Raw genomic sequence first — 19,418 nt, forward strand, 5'->3', positions numbered from 1 at the left:
TTCCGCAATGCCCCATGCCCTCGCCGCCCTTGTGCGTGAGGGCGTCGAAAACCCATCAAGCAGACGGTCCTTGTTCGCGAACGGTCCAGCTGGACCAAACTCCGGACCGGGGCTGCCTTTTCACCCAGTGCGCTGGACCAGTGCGATAAAAATGCGACGATTCAACCCCATGAGCACCGCCAACGACCGTGACACGATCGCCGCCGTCGCCACCGCGCCCGGCGCGGGCGGGGTGGGCATCGTGCGCCTGTCGGGGCCGCGCTCGCGCCGCATCGCGGAGGCCATCGCCGGTCGCGCGCTGCGGCCGCGACATGCGCACCACGTGCGCTTCCGCGACGCCGAAGGCGGCACGCTCGACGATGGCATCGCGCTGTACTTCGCCGCGCCGGCCAGCTTCACCGGCGAGGACGTGGTGGAGCTGCAGGCGCACGGCAGCCCCGCGGTGCTGGAGGCGCTGGTCGCCCGTTGTTGCGGCCTTGGCGCGCGGCGCGCGCGTCCGGGTGAGTTCAGCGAACGCGCCTTCCTTGAAGGCCGGCTGGATCTCGCCCAGGCCGAAGCCGTCGCCGATCTGATCGCCGCCGCCGACCTGACCGCGGCCCGGGCTGCACGGCGCGCGCTGGACGGCGAGTTCTCGCGACAGGTGGACACGCTGGCCGATATGCTGCTGGCGATCCGCGTGCACGTCGAAGCGGCGATCGACTTCGCCGACGAGCCCATAGACACGCTGGGCGGGCCCGCACTGCGCGCGCAACTGGCGACGCTGGCCGCCGACCTGGACGCACTGCTGCAGGCCACCGAACGCGGGCGCCGCCTGCGTGACGGGCTGCATGCGGTGATCGTCGGCCCGCCCAACGCCGGCAAGAGTTCGCTGCTCAACGCGCTGGCCGGCAGCGAGCGCGCCATCGTCACCGACATTGCCGGCACCACCCGCGACCTGCTGCACGAGGTGGTGCGGGTGGACGGGGTGGAACTGGGCCTTGTCGACACTGCTGGCCTGCGTGAAGGGGGCGACGCCATCGAACAGGAAGGCATGCGCCGCGCGCGTGGCGAACTTGGCCGCGCCGACCTCGCCATCGTCGTGGTCGATGCCCGCGACCCTGACGCGGGCCGCGTCGCCGTGGCAGGCGCGCTGCAGGGCGTGCCGCAGGTGCTATGGGTGCACAATAAGGCCGACTTGCTGGCAGCGCCACCGGTCGCGCGTGATGACGCTGCGGTATGGGTGTCGGCACGCACCGGGGAAGGCCTTCCGGCGCTTCACGCCTGCCTGCGCGCTCTGGCGCTGGGTACCACCGCAGTGGGAACCGAGGGCGCATTCACCGCCCGCGCGCGCCACGTCGATGCCTTGCGGCGGGCGCGCGGCGAAGTGGCGGAGGCGCGCCTGCAGCTCGACCACGACGCGCTGGACCTCGCCGCCGAAGCGTTGCGTCTGGCGCATGACCATCTCGGCGAGATCACCGGGCGGGTGCGGGCCGACGACCTGCTGGGGCACATCTTTTCCAGCTTCTGCATCGGAAAGTGACCGCGGCCTCGAATCGCAGCGCTGCGCCGGTCGCCACTCCAGTGTGACCAGCGTCACAGGATCGACGATTGTCGAATCCAGTCGACCCGGGCGGTGGCGCTTGACAAATCTTCCCTGCTAGCGCGTCCTAGGCACTGTACGCGTCCTACTGCGTACTTCAGGGGAGCTTCTTCAATGATCGACAACACACTGGCCCGGCCCGTGCGCCTCCGGCCATCCATCAACCGCACCACCGCCGTGCTCTGCCTCGCTCTGTTCGTGGCGGCGTGCGGCAAGAAGGAAGAGGCGCCCGTCGCCGCACCTGCCGCCGAGCAGGCCGCGCCGGTCGTAACGCCCGCAACCGCGGTCTCCACCAAGGTTTCGGCCATGAGCGTGGATGCGCTCCGCGAGGCCGCGAGCAAGGCCTACACCGAAAACCGCCTGTATGCCCCGGCCGAGGACAACGCCGTGGAGTATTACCTGGCCCTGCGTGACAAGCTGCCCGGCGACGCCGCGGTGTCCAGCGCGCTGGTCGACCTGCTGCCGATGACCGTGATCGCCATCGAACAGAGCGTCAACCGCGAGGACTTTGCCGAGGCCCAGCGCCTGGCCGCCCTGCTGGAAAAGGCCGATGCCAACCACCCGGCCCTCGCACGCCTGAAGGAAAGCATCACCGCGCGCCAGACCGAGGTGGCCACGCGCACCGAGCAGCAGGCGCTGACCGCCGAGGAGCAGGCCAAGAAGCAGGCCGAGCTGGAGAAGCAGCGCCTGGCCGACCAGAAGAAGCAGCAGGAAGATGCGGCGAAGAAACTGGCATCGCAGCAGAATGCCGACCGCGAGGCCGCGCAGAAGCGTGCCGCCGACCAGCGTGCCGCCGAGCAGCGGGAAACCGAGCAGCGCGAAGCCGAGCAGCGTGCGGCGCAGCAGCGTGCGGCGCAGCAGGCAGCAGCGAGTTCCGCCGCCTCCGCTACCGGCAGCGACTTGCGCGCACTGTCCACGCCGGCACCGCGATTCCCGCCGGAAGCGTTGCGCTCGGGCCAGTCGGGTGAGGTGCAGGTGGAGTTCACCGTGGGCACCGACGGCACCGTCACCGCCGCGCGTGTGGTCCGTGCCAACCCGCCGCGCATCTTCGACCGCGAAGCGGTCAACGCGGTGCGCAAATGGCGCTTCCAGCCGGTGGCATCGCCGGTGACCACCCGTCGCACCATTGGATTCGATCCCGGCCAGTAAGCGGGACCGAACTCCAGCGGCAAGAAAAAGCCCGGCATTGCCGGGCTTTTTCTTTGCGTGACCGCAGAGTAACAACCGGGGCTTGGCCAACCTACGGTCGGACGTTGCCCGCGGACGTCTCATGGACGCACACCCCGCGGGTGACTGCCGGCGCTCAGCCCGAGATGGCCAAGCGCTCCTGGTGATAGCGGTGCACGGCAGCGAACCACAGCACTGCGGCCAGGCCGAAGCTGGCGGCCAGGTAAATGCCCCACGTCTGCATCGGGATGGCATCGCCGCGCGCGATCTTGAGGATCATCTGGTTCTGCGCCAGAAACGGCACCACGTACTGCCACAGCTGCTGCTTGATGGGGTTCACCATCAGCGCGATCGAGGGGATCATCGGCAGCAGCATCAGCCAGGCCATGTGGCTCTGGGCCTCCTTCATGCTCTTGGCGCTGGCGGCCAGGAAGGTCAGCAGCGAGGTGCCGATGAACAGCATGGGCAGCAGCACCAGCAGCAGCATGGCGATGGTGCGGGTGCTGACATCGATGACCATGCCGCCGCCGGGGGCCAACGTGGCCAGGGCCTTGAACGTCACCAGCATCAGCAGCAGCGACGCCAAGCCCAACGCACAGGCCGCGGCGATCTTGCCGCTGACCACGGCGCTGCGCGGCGCCGGCGTGGCCAGCAGCGGTTCCAGCGACTGGCGCTCGCGCTCACCGGCGGTGGCGTCCAGGATCACCGCCATGCCACCCAAAAACGCCGACAGGATCAGCAGGTAGGGGAGAAGCATCGCCGCCAGCTGCCCGCGCTTGGCCTCCGCCGATGCCATGTCGCGCACGCCCACGCTCAGCGGGCGCACGACGCCGGGGTCGATGCCGCGGGCCATGAGCCGCAGCGTGCCCATCTGGTCGCGGTAGCCTTCCAGCGCGCTGCGCACGCGCGCGACCGGCACTTCGCTGGCGCGCGCGGTGGTATCGGCGACGATGTCGATGGACGCCGAGCGGCCCTCGCGCCATGCCTTGCCGAACCCGGCGTCCAGTTCCAGTGCGACATCGACTTCCTGGCGGGCGATCGCGCCGTCCAGGTCCTTGGGTGCCGCGACCGCCTTGATGCCGCGCGTGGCCAGGTAGGCCATCAGGTTGGGGGCCTGCTGGATGCCGACCACGGGCACTTCCAACACCTTGTCAAGTTCGGTCTTGGCGCGGTTCTCGCCCAGCTTGCCTATGCCCATGAACAGCAACGGGGTCAGCAACGGGCTGAGCACCAGCGCCATCATCATCGTGCGGCGGTCACGCATCACCTCGCGCAGTTCCTTGCGCATCACCGCGAACATCGATTGGAAGAACGACGTCTTCGAGAGCGGGGTCTTCATGCGTGCAGGCCCTCCTCCGAGCCGATGGCCTTGACGAAGGCGTCTTCCAGGTTGCTCTCACCGAACTTGGCGCGCAGCTCGTCGGCGGTGCCGGCGGCGACCACGCGGCCCTTGGCGATGATGACGATGCGGTCACACAGCGCGGCCACCTCCTGCATGATGTGGCTGGAGAAGATCACGCAGCGGCCTTCGGCCTTGAGCTGCTGCAGGAAGCCACGCATGGCGCGGGTGGTCATCACGTCCAGGCCGTTGGTCGGCTCGTCGAGGATGACGTTGCGCGGGTCGTGCACCAGCGCGCGCGCGATGGCGGTCTTGGTGCGCTGGCCCTGGCTGAAGCCCTCGGTCTGGCGGTCCAGGATGTCGCCCATCTCCAGCGCCTTGGCCAGCACGTCGGTGCGGCGCGCGATGTCGGCGGCGGACAGGCCGTGCAGCTCGCCGAAGTAGGCGATGTTCTCGCGCGCGGTGAGGCGCTTGTATACGCCGCGCGCGTCGGGCAGCACGCCCAGCGCACGACGCACCGCGGCAGGATCCTTCGCGGCGTCGATGCCGTCGACCGTGACGTTGCCGCGGTCGGGCGCCATCAGCGTGTACAGCATGCGCAGGGTGGTGGTCTTGCCCGCGCCGTTGGGGCCCAGCAGGCCGGTGATCTGGCCGTCGCGGGCCTCGAAGGTGACGCCCTCGACCGCCTGGACCGTGCCGGTCTTGGTCTTGAACGCCTTGTACAAATCGTTTGCGATGATCATGGATTCGGTCCTTGCGCGCTCAAGGTTCCCAGCCGTTGAAGCTGGTGAACGGCGGGGTATAGGTCAGGCTGTCGAGGCACTTGGCATCGAGGGCCTTGGGATCGGCGCGTTCGATGAACTGGCCGAGCAGCTTGGGCATGCAGCCGGTGCTGAGCGTGCCGTGGGCCTGGCCACGCAGCACGATGTGCCGTGCATTGCCCAGGCCCTTGGCTACTTCCTCGGCGTAGGACGGCGGGGTGACCGGGTCGAGTTCGCCGGACAGCAGCAGCGTCGGCAACGACGTCTTGAATGGCGCGTGGAAGTCGGCCGGGACGTCACCCTTGGGCCACACCGCGCACGCGGCGAAGAACATCCGGCCCATGCCGCCCCCGAGCACCGTGTCGGCATCCACCGGGTCGGCCTGGTAGCGCGGTGCGTCCTCGGCGCACACCACCGACCACTGCATGCCGCGGTTCATCTGGCCCACCACCTGGCCGGACCAGACCTGTGCCACCGCCATCAGTGACTCATAGCGGCCCTCTTCGGCCTCGGACACGACCAGCGGCAGCATCGCCGCCAGCTGCGGCATGTAGGACATGCCCTGGGCCATGCCGCTGACCGTATCGCCAGAAAGGGTGTCGCGCTTGGGCGCATTGGTGGTGGGGTCTCGGTAGGCGACTTCCACCGGCGCGGCGTTGAGCTTTTCCTTCAGCGCCTTGATACGCGCCACCAGGTCGCCGCCGAAACGCTGCTTGCATTGCGGCTGCTTGGCGCATTGCGCCTGTTGCAGCTGCAGAGCGCGCTGCAGAGTGCGGGCGAACTCGCCGCCAACCACCAACCGGTTGGGGGCGACGCCGTCGATCACCACGGTGCGGGTGTGCTGCGGATGGCGGGTGGCGTACTGCTGCGCCACGCGGGTGCCGTAGGAGCCGCCGACCACGTTGATCTTGTCCACGCCCATCGCCGCGCGCACCGCGTCGAGGTCGGCGATGGCGTGGGTGGTGGTGTAGAAGCGCGGGTCGGCGCGGCCCTCGAGCGATGCCAGGCACTGGCGCGCGAACTCCGCCAGCGAGGCGTCGGTCGGGGTGCGGCTGGGGTCCAGCTCCAGCGGCTTGCCCTTGGCGTCCTTGCAGTCCAGCGGATTGGAACCGCCGGTGCCGCGCTGGTCGACCAGGATGACGTCGCGCTGCTTGCGCACTTCGCGTAGGGCCGCATTGATTATGGGTGCGGTCTGCACCGCCGCCTGGCCCGGGCCGCCGGCGAGGAAGAACACCGGGTCGGGCTGCGCGTTGCCCTTGCCGGTGGCGGGCAGCCGCGCGAGGTTGAGCTGGATCCGGCGGCCGTTCGGCTGCGCCGGGTTCTCGGCCACCTCGAACTGCCCGCACTGGGCTTCGACGGTGGGCATGCCGTTGTCGCCGCCCAGCACGCAGGGCTTGAGCGTCAGGCTGCCGAGGTGGTGCAGGGCGGCGTCGGGGGACACGGCCGGGTCGGCAACGCCGGTGGGCTGGCAAGCGGCCAGCAGCAGGGCCGCGGCGAGCGCGGTCCCGGTCAGTCGTGGATGCATGGGCGTCCCATGGGTTGCGGGCAGCGGCGGAGCATCGCAGACGCCCATGCCCGTGGAAATGTGACGAACGTCACGTAGGGGGGTGGCGCCTGCAGGCGGTAGGGGGTGGCGGAACATGGGCAGCTGCTTCTCCTTGCGCTTTCGATGGTGCGGTGGGGCGGGCCGCGGACGGCTCACTCGGATTCGGGGAAGAAGATCTCTTCGATGCGGTGCTCGAACAGCCGCGCGATGCGGAATGCCAGCGGCAGCGACGGGTCGTACTTGCCGGTTTCGAGCGCGTTGATGGTCTGGCGCGAGACGTCGAGCCGCTCGGCCAGTTCGCCCTGCGACCAGCCGCGCTGGTCGCGCAGTTCGCGCAGGCGGTTGTTCATTGGTAGCGTCGATGCAGCCAGGCGCGGATCAGGCCATAGCTGCCGACCAGCAGCAGGCCGAATGCGGCGGCGGTGTGCAGGGCCGACCACGCGATGACGCGGGCGTCCAGCAGCAGAATGCAGGCCATCGTGCCCTGTAGAGCGATGCCGCCGGCCCAGGCGAGCGCGTCGAGCTCGATGCGCCGTTCCAACTCGTCGCACTCGCGCAGGAAGCGCAGGTAGGCCACGAACAGCGATGCCAGGGCAACCACCGGCCCCAGCGCGAATGCGGCCCGGACCGGCACGGCGAGCTGTGCCTGACCCGCGGCCCACTCGTGCGCATACAGCAGCGCGAAGAAGGCCAGGCTGGGCACCAGCGAAGCCCGGTAGTAGCGGCGTAGGGCCGGGCTGAGGCTCTGCCAGTAACGGATCCCCAGCGACTTCACTGGTAGCGCCTCCCGACGAAGACCTTGCACAGGCCGTAGCTGGCGCAGACCAGCGGGAACACCCAGATCATTGCCGCGGCGGCGGGGATGTCGATGACCTTGGCCGACTGCAGGAAGCCGCCGCCCAGGTACAGCATCGACACCAGCAGCGTGGCCAGGCTCACCGCCTCCAGCTCGAGGCGGCGCTGCAGCTCGTCGGTATCGCGCACGTGGCGGACGAAGGCGCGCATGGCCAGCGCGACCGCCGGCAGCGGCATCAGGGCCACCAGCGCACGCAGCGCGGTGACCTCGACGTACCGGAGCAGGGTGACCGACGCCAGCACCAGCACCACGTACGCGCCCATCGGAGGCAGGAACTCGCGCAGGTAGCGGCGGCGCATCGCGGGGGTGGTGGCCTCGCGGGCGTCGGGGAGCAGGCTGTGCAGCAGCGCGCCCAGCAGGCAGCCGACACCGAGACCGGCGAGGACGCCGATCCAGGTGTCGGACCAGGGCCAGTCCAGGCCGCCGGCCAGCCCGGCCACGGCAAGCAGCAGCAGGCCGCTGGCCAGCAGTGTGCGCGGGCGCGGCCGGTAGCAGGCGTCGATCCAGGTCGGCGATACGGACATGCGGCGTACTTCCTGTAAAGTCTCCTTTACAGACAGTACGTGGCAGCCCGGCAGGGTGTCAAGTGTCCTTTACATGCAGCCTGTCCTGGCCGGAAGAATTGCCCAGCCGGAAGGTGCGGCGCCCCGTCCGCCTACTTGCTGCTGACGTACTTCTCGCGGCGGATCTGCGGCACCGCCAGACCAAAGCCCTTCAGCGCCTCGAAGCAGGCATCGACCATGTTGGGATTGCCGCACAGGTAGGCGATGTCCGTCGCCGGGTTGGGTACGAACTGGGGCAGCGCCTGCTGCACGTAGCCCTGGTGCACGTCGGCATGCGCGTGCGGGGAGCCTTCGGCGGGCAGTTCGCGGGAGAAGCACGGCACGAAGCGGAAGCCCGGGTGGGCCGCGGCGAAGGCACGGAACTCGTCCCCATACAGCAGCTCGGCGGGGGTGCGGGCGCCAAACAGCAGCACCACTTCGACGCCGCGCTCGCGCATCATCGCTTCCAGTTGCGGCAGCATCGCGCGGTAGGGCGTGACGCCGGTGCCGGTGGCGATCAGCAGGTAGCGACGGTTGGCATCGCCGGGCATCAGGCAGAAGCGGCCGTAGGGCCCGCTGGCCGTGACGGTGCCGCCCTCGGACAGGCCTTCGAACAGCGCGGTGGCGGCGCCGCCTGGCACGTAGCTCACGGCAATCTCGACCGCTTCGCCCGGACCCAGCGCATGGTCGTGGATCGTCGCCAGCGAGTACGAGCGCTTGGTCGGGGTGCCGTCGGCGTAATCGAAATGAATCTGGATGAACTGCCCGGGGATGAAGTCCAAGGGCTCGCCGTCATCGCGCAGGAACACGTAATGGCCGATCGACGGGGCCAGCATGCGGCGGGAGACGAGCTTGAGCGGGAAGTGCTTCATCGACAGGCGGTTCCGGGAGTCGGCGCCGGCCGGAAGAGGGGCGCTCATGCAACACAGCGTGGCCGGGGTGTGGCCGACAGGCCGCCTATACTACCGGCTATCGCCGCGCGGCTCGCGGCACAGGCCCTGCCGATGAACCAGACTTCCCAGCCGGCGCCGGTGCCGGCACTGTCGGTGCGCGATCTGCGCAAAACCTACGACACCCGCGTCGAAGCGCTCAAGGGCGTGTCGCTGGACGTGATGCCCGGCGACTTCTTCGCCCTGCTCGGTCCCAACGGCGCGGGCAAGAGCACGCTGATCGGCATCGTCAGTTCGCTGGTCAACCTCAGCAGCGGACAGGTGCGGGTGTTCGGCACCGACCTGCAGGCCGACCGCGGCGGGGCGATGCGCCTGATCGGCCTGGTGCCGCAGGAGATCAACTTCAACCTGTTCGAGAAGCCGCTCGACATCCTGGTCAACTACGCCGGTTTCTACGGCGTGCCGCGTGAGCTGGCACTGCAACGCGCCGAAGTTGAACTGCGCCGCGCGCAGCTGTGGGAGAAGGCGTCGGTGATGAGCCGCACGCTCTCGGGTGGCATGAAGCGCCGGCTGATGATCGCCCGCGCCATGATGACCCGGCCGCAGCTGCTGATCCTCGACGAACCCACCGCCGGCGTGGACATCGAGATCCGCCGCGGCATGTGGAAGACGCTGAAGGAGATCAACGCCGCCGGCACCACGATCATCCTCACCACCCATTACCTGGAGGAAGCGGAGAGCCTGTGCCGCAACCTGGCGATCATCGACCGCGGCCGCATCGTCGAGCAGGGGCCGATGAAGGCGTTGCTGGCCAAGCTCGACGTGGAGGGCTTCCTGCTCGACATCGACGGTGCGCTGCCGGCGGTGCTGCCGGTGATCGAAGGCACCACGCTGGTGGCCGAGGACGCGCACACGCTGGACCTGGAAATGCCGCGGGACATGGACCTCAACCGGGTATTCGCGAAGTTGGGCGAAGCGGGCATCCGCGTGCGCTCGATGCGCACCAAGAGCAACCGGCTGGAGGAGCTGTTCGTGCGCCTCACCGGCGGCGACAGCCCCGATGGGGTACAGCCGGCCCTGCCGGAGCGGGCGGCGTGAAAATGACAGAGCAGGCAGCGCACATGAGCGAACGCGAGATTTCCGTGAACCAGCGCAACTGGGTGGCCCTGGGCACCATCGTCCGTCGCGAGGTGCACCGCATCCTGCGCATCTGGGGCCAGACCCTGGTGCCGCCGGCGATCACCATGACCCTGTACTTCCTCATCTTCGGCGGGCTGATCGGCTCGCGGGTCGGCGAGATGGACGGGATCAAGTACATGGACTTCATCGTTCCCGGCCTGGTGATGATGAGCGTCATCCAGAACAGCTACGGCAACATCTCCTCCAGTTTCTTCGGCGCCAAGTTCGGCCGCCACGTCGAGGAGTTGCTGGTCAGTCCGATGCCCAACTGGGTGATCCTCACCGGTTACGTGGCCGGCGCGGTGCTGCGCGGACTGATGGTCGGCGCGATCGTGCTGGCGATCGCCATGCTGTTCACCAAGGTGCGGGTGCCGCATCCCTTCGTGACCTTCACCACCGTGCTGCTGGGCGCAACGATCTTCTCGCTGGCCGGTTTCGTCAACGCGGTCTACGCCAAGAAGTTCGACGACATCGCCATCGTGCCGACCTTCATCCTGACCCCGCTGACGTACCTGGGCGGTGTGTTCTATTCGGTGAAGCTGCTGCCGGATTGGGCCGAGGCGGCCACGCATGCCAACCCGATCTTCTACATGGTCAACGCATTCCGCTACGGCCTGCTGGGCGTGAGCGACGTGCCACTGTCGGTGGCCTTCGCGCTGATGTTGGGGTTCGTGGCCGCGCTGGCCGCGCTGGGACTGTGGCTGCTCAGGCGCGGCGTCGGCCTGCGCAGCTGACGGCGGGACACGGCGGGCATCCCCCCTTGGTCGGCTACCGTTCGTCGGGCGATGCCGCTCCTCGGGCGCTGCAGGTGTCATCCGCGCGTCCGCGCGCGTAATGCCCTCTCAGGACGGCGTGCCCGCGCACACCGCGCGGGTGGCGTGACCGTCGGGAAGGAGCATTGCCATGAGTCCTCCGTCATTGCGCATGCTGCGCCAGGCATTGGTCGCCGGGGTGCTGGCCGTTTCGGCGAGCGCGTTCGCCGCCGAGCCTCCGTTGACCGAGGTGGCCCCGATCCGGGCTGCCGCGCTCTTGTCGTTCAACTGCGAGGCGCGCACCCTGCCCACCCAGCGTGAAGTGGGCGAGGCGCTGGGCCAGCACAACTTCAGCCAGGTCTATGCCTCGCGTGCGCGGCTGATGGGCGAGGTGGGACGCGCCTGCCAGGCGCCGGGCACCGAGCGCGTGGACGTGGTCCTGCAGCAGAGCCAGCCGTCACGGCGCGACACCCAGTATGTCGCCCTGCAGCCAGGTGCGGCACGCTGACGCACCCACGCTATGCGGGCGCCACGCGCCGCAGCCGCCGCCCGAACCAGTCGCCGACATCGTGCAGCACGGTGTACGCCGCCGGGATCACGATCAGGCTCAGGGCGGTGGAGGTGATCAGGCCACCGATCACCGCCCACGCCATCGGCGCGCGGAAACTGCTGTCGCCCGAGAATCCCAGCGCCAGCGGCAGCATGCCCGCGCCCATGGCAATGGTGGTCATGATCACCGGCCGCGCGCGCTTGCGACACGCGTCAACCAGCGCATCGTGCTGGCTGAGGCCGTGCTGGTCCTCCGCCATCACCGCGTAGTCCACCAGCAGGATCGAGTTCTTGGTGGCGATGCCGATCAGCATCAGCAGGCCGATCAACGCCGGCAGCGACAGCATGTTCTGGGTGACCAGCAGCGCGCCGAACGCGCCCCCGGCGCACAGCGGGATCGCGGTGAGGATGGTCAGTGGCTGCATCGGGTGGCGGAAGAGCAACAGCAGCACCATGTAGATACAGGCGATGCCGGCGGCCATCGCCATCAGGAAACCGGTGAACAGCTCGACGAAGATCTCCGCGTCGCCGGTGTTGATGAACGCCACGCCCGCGGGCACGTTCTGCACCGACGGCAGCGCCTGCACCTCGGCCATGACCTCGCCAAGCGGTCGACCGTTGAGCTCGGCGGTGAGGGTGACGTTGCGCTGGCGCTTGTAGCGGCTGATCACCGACGGACCGCTGCCTTCGCGGATGTCGGCCACCGCCGAGAGCGGTACCGGGCCATTCGCGCCGCGCACGCGCAGCTGCTCCAGCGTGGCGGCATCGCGCAGCGACTCGCGGGCAAAGCCCACGCGGATCGGGATCTGGCGATCGGGCAGGTTGAGCTTGGCCAGGCGTTGGGTGTAGTCGCCGGCGGTGGCCACGCGCGCGGCTTCGGCGATGCTGGCGGTGGATACGCCCAGGTCGGCGGCGCGCGCCGAGTCGGGGATGATCTGCAGTTCCGGACGTAGCAGCGAGGCGGACGAGGAGATGCTGCCCAGCCCCGGGATGCGGCGCAGCTCGCGCTCCACCGCGCTGGCGGCGGCGTTGAGCTGCACCGGGTCATCGCCGGCCAACACCAGCATCATCTGTTCGCCCGGCTCGTTGCTCAGGAAGCTGATGCGCGCGCCGGGCAGGTCGGCCAGTGATTCACGCACTGCCTGCTCCAGTTGGCGCTGGCTGCGGTCGCGGTCATGCTCCGGACCCCAGTCGAGGGTGAGCACCGCTTTGCGCGCATCGGCGCCACCGCTCTTGGCTGGATCGCCGAGGTCGGGGACGCTTCCGATCTGGGTGAACACCTGCTTGAGCTCGGGGATGCGGGCCAGTCGCCGACGCGCGTCCTCGGCAATGCGTGCCGTGTCCTCGATCGGCGTGCCCGGCGGCAGCTCCAGCGACAGCATGCTGCGGCCCTGGTCGGAGACGGGGATGAAGGTGGTGGGGATAAATGGGATCAGCGCCAGCGAGGCGAAGAACAGAGCGGTCGCCACCGCCAGCGTGCGCCAGCGGTGCCGCAACGCGGCGTCCACCCAGCGCAGGTAGCGCTTCATCAGCGCGCTTTCCTCGGGGTGGTCGGCGTGCGGCTTGAGCAGGTAGGCCGCCATCATCGGCGTCAGCAGGCGCGCCACCAGCAGCGAGAACATCACCGCCGTGGCCGCGGTCCAGCCGAACTCGCGGAAGAACTTGCCGGCGATGCCGGGCATGAACGCCACCGGCACGAACACCGCCGCCAGCGTCACCGAGGTGGCGATCACCGCGGTGCCGATCTCGTCGGCCGCCTCGCGCGCGGCGTCCAACGGGTTCTTGCCCATGCCCAGGTGGCGCACGATGTTCTCGATCTCGACGATCGCATCGTCGACGAGGATGCCGACCACCACCGACAGCGCCAGCAGCGTGATCATGTTGAGCGAGAAGCCCAGCCAGTAGATCACCGCGAACGTGGGGATGATCGACAGCGGCAACGCGATCGCCGAGACCCACGTGGCGCGCCAGTCGCGCAGGAACCACCACACCACCACCAGCGCCAGCAGCGCCCCCTCGACCAGCATCGTCATCGACGAGCCATAGGAGCGCTCGGTCTCCTCGCTCATGTCGGTGACCAGGCGGAAGTCGACGCCGGCGTGGCTGGCGCGCAACTCGGCGAGCGCGGTCTTCACCCCGTCGCGTACCTTCAACTCGTCGGCGCCGCGGCTGCGCGACAGCGAGAAGCCGACCACGGACTTGCCGTCGAGCAGGGCAAGCTGGCTCGGATCGGCGGCGCCATCGGTGACCGTGGCCACCGCGGACAGGCGCACCTGCTGGCCATTGGGCAGGGCGATGCTGAAGTCGCGCAACGACTGCGCGTCCGCGACGGTGGCAATGGTGCGGATGGTCTGCTGGCCGCCTTCCAGCTCGGCCTTGCCACCCGGGCGCTCGACCTGGGTCAGCGCCAGCTGCTGGCTGACGTCGCCGGCGGTGACGCCGTGGGCCTGCAGCGCCTGCGGGTCGAGGTCGACGCGTACCTGGCGGTCGATGCCCCCGATGCGGTTGACCGTGGCGACGCCGTCCACGCCGTACAGCGCGCGGGTCACGTGGCGGTCGACGAACCACGACAGTTCGTCGTCGGTCATGCCCGGCGCGCTGACCGCGTAGGTGAGCAGCGAGCCGCCGATCTCCACCTTCGAGATCACCGGCTCCTGGATGTCCTGTGGCAGGTTCATGCGGATGCGGGTGACCGCGTCCTTGGTGTCGTTGAGCGCCACCAGCACGTCGCTTTCCAGCTGGAACTCGACCGCGGTGGTGCTCACGCCTTCGACCACGGTGGAGGTGACGCGCTTGACGTTGTCCAGCGTCGCCACCGCGTCTTCCACCCGGCGCGTGACCTCCGTCTCCAGCTGCGACGGCGACGCGCCGGGCTGGGTGATGGTCACCACCGTCATCGGGAAGGCGACATCGGGGAACCGTGCCACCGGCAGCTGGCGGAAACCCCACAAGCCCGCGACGCACAGCACGAAGAACAGCATCACCGCCGGGACGGGATTGCGGATGCCCCAGGTGGAAAGGGTGCCGCCGCCGCTCACGGCGTGCCCGCCGGCTGGGCCGCGGCGTCCACGACGCGCACCGGATCGCCGTCGGCCAGGAAGCCTGCGCCGGCCACCACCACGCGCCCACCGGGCTTGAGCCCGCTGCGTACTTCCACTTGGCCGCCGTCGCGGGTGCCGGCGTCGATGCGCACCTGGTGCGCGATGCCCTTGGCATCGACGGTGAACACGGTGGGGAAGCCGTCGCGAAGCACCACCGCCCCCGCCGGCACCACCAGCGCCTGCACCACGCCGGTGTCGATGCGGCCTTCGAGGTAGGCGCCGGGCTGCAGCGTGCCCGGCCGTGGCAGGTCGGCGTACACGGTGCCGGTGCGGGTGGCGGTGTCCACGCCCGGGGTCACCGCGCGCACGCGGCCCTCGACGCGGACGCCATCGCGCGAGGCCAGGGCAATGACGTCGCCGGGGGCGACCCGCGCCAGTTGCTCGGAAGGCAGTTCGGCGCGCCACTCCAGCCGTCCGTCCTTGATCAGGCGCAGCAGCTCCATGCCCGCCGACACCACCTGCCCCGGCTGCACCAGCCGCTTGCTGATCAGCCCATCGGCCGGCGCGCGCAGCTCGGCGAAACTGCGACGCAGCGCGGTGGAATCGCGCGCGGCACGAGCGGTGCCGAGGCGCGCCTCGGCCTGGGTGCGGGCGGCGCGCAGCTCATCCAGCTGCATCGCGCTGATGAACTTGTCCTGCGCCAGGTTCTCGCCTCGCGCGAGGTTGGCCCGGGCCAGCAGCGCGCCCGCCTCCGCTTCGCGCAGCGCCGCGTTCGCCTGCGCCATGTCGGCGTCGAGCATGCGGTGGTCGAGGGTGAGCAGCACCTGTCCCCGCCGCACCTGCTGGCCGACCTCTACGGCCAGTCGGGTCACCCGCAATCCAGACAGCTCGACGCCCAGCTGCATCTCCTCGACCGCGGCAACGGGGCCGGAAACGGTGATCGAACGCGACAGCGATCGGGTCTGCGGCAGGGCCGTGGTGACGGTCTGCGCGGACGCAGCGCGCGCGTCGGCGTCCTTCGGCGCGTCGTCCCCCTGGCAGGCGGCCAGTCCCATGGCCAGCGCGACGATCAGGGACAGCGTGCGGGTCGATGCAGCCACGGGCGTTCCGTCGAAGTGGGGGACGCCAAGTGTACGGTCAGGTACGTTGCGTCGAGCAACGCACCATTCACCGTGCGGACAGCCGGAAGAACTCGCGCGCGCTGGCGGTGGTGGTGGCGGCGGTGGAGGCAACGTACTCGCCGCGGTCGCGGGCCAACTCCTCCACGATGTGCGCCAGAAACATCGGCTCGTTGCGGCGATGGCTGGGCTGCGGCCGCACGGTGCGCGGCAGCAGGTACGGCGCATCGGTCTCGATCAGCAGCCGGTGGGCCGGGATGTGCTTGACCAGTTCGCGCAGGTGCTGGCCGCGGCGCTCGTCGCACAGCCAGCCGGTGATGCCCACGTACCAGTCCTGGTCGAGGTAGTCGAACAGCTCCTCGCGGGTGCCGGTGAAGCAGTGCACCACCGCCGGACCGAGGCGGCCATCGAAGTTCCGCATCATCGCCATGAAGTCGTCATGGGCGTCGCGCTGGTGCAGGAACAGAGGCTTGCCGGTGTCCACGCCGATCTGCAGCTGCATCTCGAAGGCGCGACGCTGCGCCGGCCGTGGCGAGAAATCGCGGAAGTAATCCAGGCCGCACTCGCCGACCGCGACGACCTCGGCGTGGGCATGCAGCGCACGCATCTCAGCATCGCATTCTGCGGTGTACTCACTGGCGTGGTGCGGGTGCACGCCGGCGGTGGCGAACAGCTCGCCCGGGTGCGCGCGGGCCAGCTCCAGCGCCTGCGGGGAATGCTCGCGGCTGGCGCCGGTGATGACCATCTGCGTGACGCCGGCCGCGCGCGCACGCTGCAGCACCGCGTCGCGGTCATGGTCGAAGGATTCGTGGGTGAGGTTGGCGCCGATGTCGATCAATTCCATCGGCCAATTTTAGGCCATTGGCTTGGGAGGGGGCGGGTGTTGCCTTCTCGTCCCATCACCCCGCCGTCCGACAATCCCAAGCCACCCCGTATCCTAGTCAGCGTGACGACGCCCACCTTCCCCATCGACACGCTGCTCCCGCAGATCCGCGACAGCCTGGCGCAGCACCCACGGCTCGTCCTCGAAGCCCCACCCGGCGCAGGCAAGACCACCCAGGTGCCGCCCGCGCTGCTCGATGCGCCATGGCTGGAGGGCCGCAGGATCGTGATGCTCGAGCCGCGCCGTGTCGCCGCACGCGCCGCCGCCACCTTCATGGCGCGCCAGCGCGGTGAGCAGCCGGGCGAGACGGTGGGCTACCGCATCCGCTTCGAGAACAAGGTCGGCCCCAACACCCGCATCGAGGTGGTGACCGAAGGCATCCTCACCCGCATGCTGCAGGACGACCCGATGCTGGAAGGCGTGGGCGCGCTGCTGTTCGACGAGTTCCACGAACGCCACCTCAGCGCCGACCTCGGCCTGGCGCTGGCGCTGGACGTGCAGGCCGGGCTGCGCGAGGACCTGCGGATCGTGGTGATGTCGGCCACGCTCGACGGCGAACGCCTCGCCAACTTCCTCGATGCGCCGCGCCTGAGCAGCGCCGGCCGCAGCTATCCGGTGTCGATCGCGCACTTCCCGGCGCGCCGCGACGAGGCGCTGGAACACCAGGCGCGCCGCGCCATCGAGCACGCCGTCATCCAGCACCCGGGCGACGTGCTGGTGTTCCTGCCCGGCCAGCGCGAGATCGCGCGGGTGGATGCCGCGCTCGCCAGCAGCGAGGCGCTGCGCGGCGTGGATGTGCTGGCGCTGCATGGCGAACTGCCGGTGGAGCAGCAGTCGCGCGTGCTGCAACCCGACCCCGAGGGCCATCGCCGCGTGGTCCTCGCCACCAACGTCGCCGAGTCCAGCGTGACCCTGCCCGGCGTGCGCGTGGTGGTGGACAGCGGTCTCGCACGCGAGCCGCGCTACGACCCCAACAGTGGCTTCCCGCGGCTGGACGTGGTCAACATCGCGCAGGCCTCGGCCGACCAGCGTGCGGGCCGCGCCGGTCGTGTCGCGGAGGGCTGGGCCTACCGGCTGTGGCCGGAATCGCAACGCCTGGAGCCACAGCGGCGCCCGGAGATCGCGCAGGTCGAGCTCGCCGGGCTCGCGCTGGAACTGGCCGCGTGGGGCAGCACGCAACTGCGCTTCGTGGATGCGCCGCCAAGCGGTGCGATGGCCGCCGCGCGCGAGTTGTTGCAACGACTCGGTGCGCTGGCTGGCGATACCGACGCAGGCGCCACCGCGCGCGCCGCAGCGCAAGCAGCCGCGGCCCACCCGCCTGCCGGGCCCACGGGCAACGACGCCGCGCCCAAGGCGATGGCCCCGGCGCTGCCAGCCATCACCCCCTTGGGCCGCCGCATGCTGGCTCTCGGCACCCACCCGCGACTGGCCGCCATGCTGCTCGCCCCGACGCAGGTCGACGCCCGTGCGCTGGCCTGCGATCTCGCCGCACTGCTCGAAGCACGCGATCCGCTGCGTGGCGGTCCCGGCGGCACGCGCTCGGATGCGCTGGCGGATCGATGGCAGGCCTTGGCCGCGTTCCGCGACGGCCGCGTGGCCGCGCATGCCTCGCGCCCCGCGCTGGCAGCCCTCGACCAGGCTGCCCGCCAATGGCGTCGTCGCCTGCGTGTGGACGCGCCGCCACGCACGGGCCAGCCCGCGCACGCGCTCGGCGATCTGTTGCTGCACGCCTTCCCCGATCGCATCGCGCGCCAGCACCCCAACGATCCCTACCGCTACCAGCTGGCCAACGGCCGCAGCGCCAAGCTGTTCGATGACAGTGCTTTGTATGGCGAGCCGTGGCTGGTGATCACCGAACTGCGCGACGAAACCCGCGACGCCCGGATCCTGCGTGCCGCGCCGCTGGACGAAGCCGTCCTGCACCGTGATTTCCCCGCGCGCTTCGCCACCGAGGACCGCGTGCTGTGGGACGCGACCGCGCGCGGCATCGCCGCGGTGCGCGAGAGCCGCTTCGACCGCATCGTGCTGTCGAGCAAGCCGCTGGCCAAGCCCGACCCCGCACGTTACGCCGATGCCCTGGTCGACGCCGTGCGCCAGCAGGGGCTGGACGCATTGCCGTGGACCGAAGGCCTGCGCCAGTGGCGCGCGCGCGTACGCTGCCTGCGCGCCTGGTGCGCGGAGCTGGCCGAAGGAGAGGCGGCATTGCCCGAGCTGTCGGACGCCGCGTTACTCGCGACGCTCGACGCCTGGCTCAAACCCGCGCTCAGCGGCAAGACCCGGCTGGATGCGCTGGACGAACAGGCCTTCGGCGAGGCGCTCAAGGCATCACTGCCGTGGGCACAGCGCCAACGCATCGACACGTTGGCGCCGACGCGGATCACCGTGCCTTCCGGCATGGAGCGCTCCATCGAGTACGCGTGGGACGATGCGCGCACCGATGCTGCCGGCTACACCGTGGGCGGCCCGCAGCCACCGGTGCTGGCGGTGAAGCTGCAGGAGCTGTTCGGCCTGGCCGACACGCCGCGCATCGCCGATGGCCGAGTGCCGGTCACGCTGCACCTGCTCTCGCCGGGCGGCCGCCCGCTGCAGGTCACCCAGGACCTGAAGGGGTTCTGGGAGCGCACCTACCCCGAGGTGAAAAAGGAAATGAAGGGGCGCTATCCCAAGCATCCGTGGCCCGACGATCCGTGGACCGCCACCGCCACCCACCGCGCCAAGCCGCGTGGCACCTGAACCAACGCCGTATCCACGACAGCGCCGGCGCGCTGCGCTCACGCGACGGCAACGCCGCGCCCCGGAGACTGCCGTGCATGGTCCATCCTTGGAGAACCCACTCGTGAACGCACTGCATACCCTTCCTGATCGTGCCCTGGGCCTGGCCACCGCCGTGGGTGACGGCCTCAAGCACGCGTTGCCCGCCGCCGACAAGTGGCTGCAGACCGGCGCCAAGCTGGGCGCATTGAAGGGTGGGGCTCGCGTGGCCACCGCGCTGGTGCGCCGTCATCCGATGGTCGCCGCCGCCACGGTCGCCGGCGCCGGCCTGCTCTGGTACGCGGCGCGTCGCAAGGCCCGCGCGGCCGAGGCGAATGCGCCAATCGAAGGCAGCGCGCGTCGCGTCGAAGCGAAGAAGACCACCGCCCGCAAGCCGCGCAGCGGCACGCGCACGCGCCGCAGCAGCACCAGCCAGGCTTAATCCACACCCTGCCTTCCCCAGCG

16 protein-coding genes and 2 pseudogenes are annotated in these 19,418 nt (G+C 69.9%); 8 read left to right on the forward strand and 10 right to left on the reverse strand.

The window, feature by feature from the left end; genetic code table 11:
- Positions 1 to 169: 169 nt before the first annotated feature.
- Entirely contained in the window at positions 170 to 1,519 is a 1,350-nt protein-coding gene (gene mnmE, locus AC3ARF_RS00170) for a tRNA uridine-5-carboxymethylaminomethyl(34) synthesis GTPase MnmE (protein ID WP_498929184.1), read from the forward strand.
- A gap of 174 nt (positions 1,520 to 1,693) precedes the next feature.
- A complete protein-coding gene (locus AC3ARF_RS00175) occupies positions 1,694 to 2,728 on the forward strand; it encodes an energy transducer TonB (protein ID WP_498929186.1) in 1,035 nt (344 codons plus the stop codon).
- 154 nt (positions 2,729 to 2,882) lie between these two features.
- On the opposite strand, the gene AC3ARF_RS00180 is transcribed toward AC3ARF_RS00175, so the two are convergent.
- The 7 genes from AC3ARF_RS00180 to AC3ARF_RS00210 all read right to left on the reverse strand — a co-directional run bounded on the left by AC3ARF_RS00180 (position 2,883) and on the right by AC3ARF_RS00210 (position 8,710).
- The gene (locus tag AC3ARF_RS00180; RefSeq protein ID WP_498929188.1) at positions 2,883 to 4,085 is read right to left on the reverse strand and encodes an ABC transporter permease; all 1,203 of its coding nucleotides are present in this window, start codon (positions 4,083 to 4,085) and stop codon (positions 2,883 to 2,885) included.
- Entirely contained in the window at positions 4,082 to 4,828 is a 747-nt protein-coding gene (locus AC3ARF_RS00185) for an ABC transporter ATP-binding protein (RefSeq protein WP_498929190.1), read from the reverse strand. The genes AC3ARF_RS00180 and AC3ARF_RS00185 overlap by 4 nt, the downstream gene beginning before the upstream one ends.
- A 19-nt stretch (positions 4,829 to 4,847) precedes the next feature.
- The gene (locus tag AC3ARF_RS00190) at positions 4,848 to 6,371 is read right to left on the reverse strand and encodes an alpha/beta hydrolase (protein WP_498929192.1); all 1,524 of its coding nucleotides are present in this window, start codon (positions 6,369 to 6,371) and stop codon (positions 4,848 to 4,850) included.
- Between the two features lie 173 nt (positions 6,372 to 6,544).
- The gene (locus tag AC3ARF_RS00195) at positions 6,545 to 6,742 is read right to left on the reverse strand and encodes a helix-turn-helix transcriptional regulator (RefSeq protein WP_498929194.1); all 198 of its coding nucleotides are present in this window, start codon (positions 6,740 to 6,742) and stop codon (positions 6,545 to 6,547) included.
- Positions 6,739 to 7,167, reverse strand: coding sequence for a hypothetical protein (locus AC3ARF_RS00200; RefSeq protein WP_498929196.1), 429 nt, complete (start codon positions 7,165 to 7,167; stop codon positions 6,739 to 6,741). The genes AC3ARF_RS00195 and AC3ARF_RS00200 overlap by 4 nt, the downstream gene beginning before the upstream one ends.
- Positions 7,164 to 7,772: a hypothetical protein gene (locus AC3ARF_RS00205; protein WP_498929198.1), complete on the reverse strand. Its 609-nt coding sequence runs from the start codon at positions 7,770 to 7,772 to the stop codon at positions 7,164 to 7,166. The genes AC3ARF_RS00200 and AC3ARF_RS00205 overlap by 4 nt, the downstream gene beginning before the upstream one ends.
- Before the next feature lie 131 nt (positions 7,773 to 7,903).
- A complete protein-coding gene (locus AC3ARF_RS00210) occupies positions 7,904 to 8,710 on the reverse strand; it encodes a ferredoxin--NADP reductase (RefSeq protein ID WP_498929200.1) in 807 nt (268 codons plus the stop codon).
- Positions 8,711 to 8,794: 84 nt separating this feature from the next.
- On the opposite strand from AC3ARF_RS00210, the gene AC3ARF_RS00215 reads away from it, so the two are divergent.
- The 3 genes from AC3ARF_RS00215 (at position 8,795) to AC3ARF_RS00225 (ending at position 11,119) form a co-directional block, all read left to right on the forward strand.
- Positions 8,795 to 9,778 (forward strand): ABC transporter ATP-binding protein, encoded by a 984-nt coding sequence (locus AC3ARF_RS00215; protein ID WP_498929202.1) that lies wholly within the window; start codon positions 8,795 to 8,797, stop codon positions 9,776 to 9,778.
- Between the two features lie 23 nt (positions 9,779 to 9,801).
- The gene (locus AC3ARF_RS00220) at positions 9,802 to 10,593 is read left to right on the forward strand and encodes an ABC transporter permease (RefSeq protein WP_498929204.1); all 792 of its coding nucleotides are present in this window, start codon (positions 9,802 to 9,804) and stop codon (positions 10,591 to 10,593) included.
- Positions 10,594 to 10,762: 169 nt separating this feature from the next.
- Complete coding sequence (locus tag AC3ARF_RS00225; RefSeq protein ID WP_498929206.1) at positions 10,763 to 11,119, forward strand: hypothetical protein; 357 nt, start codon at positions 10,763 to 10,765, stop codon at positions 11,117 to 11,119.
- Between the two features lie 10 nt (positions 11,120 to 11,129).
- Here the strand turns inward: AC3ARF_RS00225 and AC3ARF_RS00230 are convergent, their stop codons facing one another.
- The 3 genes from AC3ARF_RS00230 to AC3ARF_RS00240 all read right to left on the reverse strand — a co-directional run bounded on the left by AC3ARF_RS00230 (position 11,130) and on the right by AC3ARF_RS00240 (position 16,163).
- Entirely contained in the window at positions 11,130 to 14,198 is a 3,069-nt protein-coding gene (locus AC3ARF_RS00230; RefSeq protein WP_498929208.1) for an efflux RND transporter permease subunit, read from the reverse strand.
- Positions 14,195 to 15,301: an efflux RND transporter periplasmic adaptor subunit gene (locus AC3ARF_RS00235; RefSeq protein ID WP_498929210.1), complete on the reverse strand. Its 1,107-nt coding sequence runs from the start codon at positions 15,299 to 15,301 to the stop codon at positions 14,195 to 14,197. Before AC3ARF_RS00235 ends, AC3ARF_RS00230 begins: the two co-directional genes overlap by 4 nt.
- 67 nt (positions 15,302 to 15,368) lie before the next feature.
- A complete protein-coding gene (locus tag AC3ARF_RS00240) occupies positions 15,369 to 16,163 on the reverse strand; it encodes a TatD family hydrolase (RefSeq protein ID WP_498929211.1) in 795 nt (264 codons plus the stop codon).
- A 102-nt stretch (positions 16,164 to 16,265) separates the two neighbouring features.
- Here AC3ARF_RS00240 and hrpB point away from each other — a divergent pair.
- The 3 genes and pseudogenes from hrpB to AC3ARF_RS00255 all read left to right on the forward strand — a co-directional run.
- Positions 16,266 to 17,495, forward strand: a pseudogene (hrpB, locus tag AC3ARF_RS00245) (ATP-dependent helicase HrpB); the annotation flags it as partial.
- Between the two features lie 72 nt (positions 17,496 to 17,567).
- Positions 17,568 to 18,935, forward strand: a pseudogene (locus tag AC3ARF_RS00250) (ATP-dependent helicase C-terminal domain-containing protein); the annotation flags it as partial.
- Between the two features lie 103 nt (positions 18,936 to 19,038).
- Positions 19,039 to 19,395: a hypothetical protein gene (locus AC3ARF_RS00255; protein WP_498929213.1), complete on the forward strand. Its 357-nt coding sequence runs from the start codon at positions 19,039 to 19,041 to the stop codon at positions 19,393 to 19,395.
- Positions 19,396 to 19,418: the final 23 nt, after the last annotated feature.

The sequence above is a fragment of the Lysobacter sp. KACC 24251 genome, from assembly GCF_057747755.1.

Coding starts and splice junctions, on each gene's coding strand:
- AC3ARF_RS00195 (WP_498929194.1), bottom strand. CDS start 6,742: ATGAACAACCGCCTGCGCGAACTGCGCGACCAGCGCGGCTGGTCGCAG.
- AC3ARF_RS00215 (WP_498929202.1), top strand. CDS start 8,795: ATGAACCAGACTTCCCAGCCGGCGCCGGTGCCGGCACTGTCGGTGCGC.
- AC3ARF_RS00190 (WP_498929192.1), bottom strand. CDS start 6,371: ATGCATCCACGACTGACCGGGACCGCGCTCGCCGCGGCCCTGCTGCTG.
- AC3ARF_RS00175 (WP_498929186.1), top strand. CDS start 1,694: ATGATCGACAACACACTGGCCCGGCCCGTGCGCCTCCGGCCATCCATC.
- AC3ARF_RS00205 (WP_498929198.1), bottom strand. CDS start 7,772: ATGTCCGTATCGCCGACCTGGATCGACGCCTGCTACCGGCCGCGCCCG.
- AC3ARF_RS00185 (WP_498929190.1), bottom strand. CDS start 4,828: ATGATCATCGCAAACGATTTGTACAAGGCGTTCAAGACCAAGACCGGC.
- AC3ARF_RS00225 (WP_498929206.1), top strand. CDS start 10,763: ATGAGTCCTCCGTCATTGCGCATGCTGCGCCAGGCATTGGTCGCCGGG.
- mnmE (WP_498929184.1), top strand. CDS start 170: ATGAGCACCGCCAACGACCGTGACACGATCGCCGCCGTCGCCACCGCG.
- AC3ARF_RS00210 (WP_498929200.1), bottom strand. CDS start 8,710: ATGAGCGCCCCTCTTCCGGCCGGCGCCGACTCCCGGAACCGCCTGTCG.
- AC3ARF_RS00240 (WP_498929211.1), bottom strand. CDS start 16,163: ATGGAATTGATCGACATCGGCGCCAACCTCACCCACGAATCCTTCGAC.
- AC3ARF_RS00180 (WP_498929188.1), bottom strand. CDS start 4,085: ATGAAGACCCCGCTCTCGAAGACGTCGTTCTTCCAATCGATGTTCGCG.
- AC3ARF_RS00220 (WP_498929204.1), top strand. CDS start 9,802: ATGAGCGAACGCGAGATTTCCGTGAACCAGCGCAACTGGGTGGCCCTG.